The following is a 2,407-nucleotide window of genomic DNA, read 5'->3' as shown; positions in this document are numbered from 1 at the left end:
GGCGCGCGCTCGGCCGGCGGGGCGCGCTCGGCCGGCGGGGCGCACAGCCCGCCGCCCGGCCGGACGGGGCGGGCCTTGGATCCTCGCACCAGTGACGCGGCCCCCTGGATCGGGAACGATCGAGCCACCCGGCCGCCGGCCGAGACCCGTCACCCGCACCCCGTGTCCACCCCCACCCGCCCCGCCCCGCCCCGTCAGAGGAGCCCGCCGTGTCCCAGCCGATCGACCACCGCACCGCCGTCGTCACCGGAGCCGGCAGCGGCGTGGGCCGCGCCGTAGCGGCGGAGCTCGCGGCCGGTGACTGGCGGCTCGTCCTCGCCGGGCGCCGGGGCGATCCGCTCCACGAGACGGCCCGGCTGTGCGGCACCGGCGCGGCGGGCACGGCCGTGGTGCCGACCGACGTCACCGACCCGGCGGCCGTGGACGCGCTCTTCGCCGCGGCCGTCGCCCGCTTCGGCCGGGTCGACCTGCTGTTCAACAACGCGGGCACGTTCGGCCCCCCGGCCCCGGTGGACGAGCTGGACGTCGCCGAGTGGCGGGCCGTGGTCGACCTCAACCTGACCGGGGCCTTCCTCTGCGCGCGCGCCGCGTTCCGGCAGATGCGCGCCCAGGACCCGCAGGGCGGCCGGATCATCAACAACGGCTCGATCTCCGCACACGTGCCGCGGCCGAACTCGGTCGCGTACACCGCGACCAAGCACGCCGTGACGGGTCTGACCAAGTCACTGTCGCTGGACGGCCGCCCGTACCGGATCGCCTGCGGGCAGATCGACATCGGCAACGCCGCCACGGAGATGACCGCGGCGATGAGCCGGGGGGTGCGGCAGGCGGACGGGCGGATCGCGGTGGAACCGACCATGGACGTCACCGATGTCGCCCGCACCGTGCGGCACATGGCGGAGCTGCCGCTGGAGGCCAATGTGCAGTTCGCGACGGTGATGGCGACCGCCATGCCGTACATCGGCCGGGGCTAGCTCCCAGGGCGCCGGAGCCACGAGGACCGCCACCGCACCGAAGGCACCGGCACCACCGGAGCCACCGGAACCACCGAGAGGGCTTCCGCCGAAGGGGCTTCGTGCAGAGGACGGCCGGCGCCCGCAGTGCAGCGGGGGCCGGCCGCCCGTCGGGGCAAGGGCGGGGCCGTGGTTCAGCCTCGCCAGGTGTCGTTCAGGCTCACCCGGCCCGAGGCCGGCACGGTGGCGGTCCGGTTGGCGCCGGACTCCCAGGTGACGTTCCCGGCGGCGTCCTTGCGGACGTACTTGTAGGCGAAGGCCGTTCCGGCGGCCATCGCGACGTCCGCCTTCCACACCGGGTAGGCGGCCGAGGAGAGCGGCAGCGCGCGGCCGGCGTCCCAGCCGCCGAGGGCCGCGTTGTCGCCGACCACGAAGACGTTCTGGCCCCACGCGGTGGTCGCGTCGACCGCGAAGGAGGCCCCGCCGGTCACCACCGTGCCGCTCCCGGGCGCACCGACGTGGAGCGCGACCGCGTCCCCCGCCCCGACGGTGGCGGTGAACCGCCCGTCCGGGCCGACCGTGTAGGACGGACCGGTGCAGCCGCCGGCCGCCGGGTCGCCGTGCTGGACGTCGCAGTAGCTGCCGGCCGGCAGGGAGGTCTGGAAGGTCCGGGTGATCGCCCCGCCCTCCCGGTTGACCGCCACGAATCCCTTGCCGCCGCGCCCGAAGGCGATCGCGTTGTTGCCGTTGGACCACCAGTCGGTCAGCCCGGTGCCGGCCACCGCGTTGCGGAAGCCGACCATGTTGGCCACCTGGCGCCAGGCGTGCGTGCAGTTCCAGCCGTCCTGGTAGCAGGCGTTGACGGTGCCGCCGTTGGGCGGGCCGTCGTCGTGACCGGTGAAGGCGTAGCCGGAGTAGACGTTGGGCGCGCCGTACGGGTGGGCCAGCAGGAAGACGTTGGCCAGGGTGTACGCCGAGCCGTCCTTGTAGGTGAGCGTGGAGCCGTTCCGCTCGGTGTCCCAGTTGTCGACGAAGGTCCGGGCCCTGTCGGTCGGGAGCAGGCCGGAACCCCAGCCGGACAGGTCGGCGAGCCGTCCTCCCTGGAACGCGCTCTTCAGCCAGGTGCCGGAGCGGAACTCGTCGACGTCGCCGGTACCGGTGTACTCGGAGGGCTGGACCGGTTCGCCCGCGCCGTAGATGACCTCCTGCACCCAGTACGCCTGCCGGTTCGCCGTTCTGGCCTTGATCGCTGCGAGGTCTGCGGCGGCGATGTGCTTGGCCGCGTCGATCCGGTAGCCGTCGACGCCCAGCGAGGCCAGGTCGTCGAGGTAGCGCGCGACGGTCTGCTGGACGTAGGCGCTGCCGGTGTCGAGGTCGGAGAGGTTGACCAGCTCACAGTTCTGCACGTTGGAGCGGTCGTTGTAGTTGCTGATCGCGGTGCGGCAGGAGTGGAA

Annotated in this window: 2 protein-coding genes; one reads left to right on the top strand and one right to left on the bottom strand. The window is 74.0% G+C overall.

Annotated features, from left to right (window positions below; translation table 11 throughout):
* Positions 1 to 209 precede the first annotated feature (209 nt).
* Positions 210 to 974 (top strand): SDR family oxidoreductase, encoded by a 765-nt coding sequence (locus tag ABZY91_RS41870; protein ID WP_355409483.1) that lies wholly within the window; start codon positions 210 to 212, stop codon positions 972 to 974.
* A 173-nt stretch (positions 975 to 1,147) separates the two neighbouring features.
* On the opposite strand, the gene ABZY91_RS41865 is transcribed toward ABZY91_RS41870, so the two are convergent.
* The coding region (locus ABZY91_RS41865; RefSeq protein ID WP_355409481.1) for a carbohydrate-binding module family 20 domain-containing protein at positions 1,148 to 2,407 on the bottom strand (1,260 nt) is incomplete at its 5' end.

Origin of the sequence: Kitasatospora sp. NPDC002965 (assembly GCF_040611255.1) — a bacterium.
GTDB lineage: Bacteria > Actinomycetota > Actinomycetes > Streptomycetales > Streptomycetaceae > Kitasatospora.
Note: the sequence above shows the minus strand (reverse complement) of the source record. Positions and strands in the feature narration are given on the sequence as shown.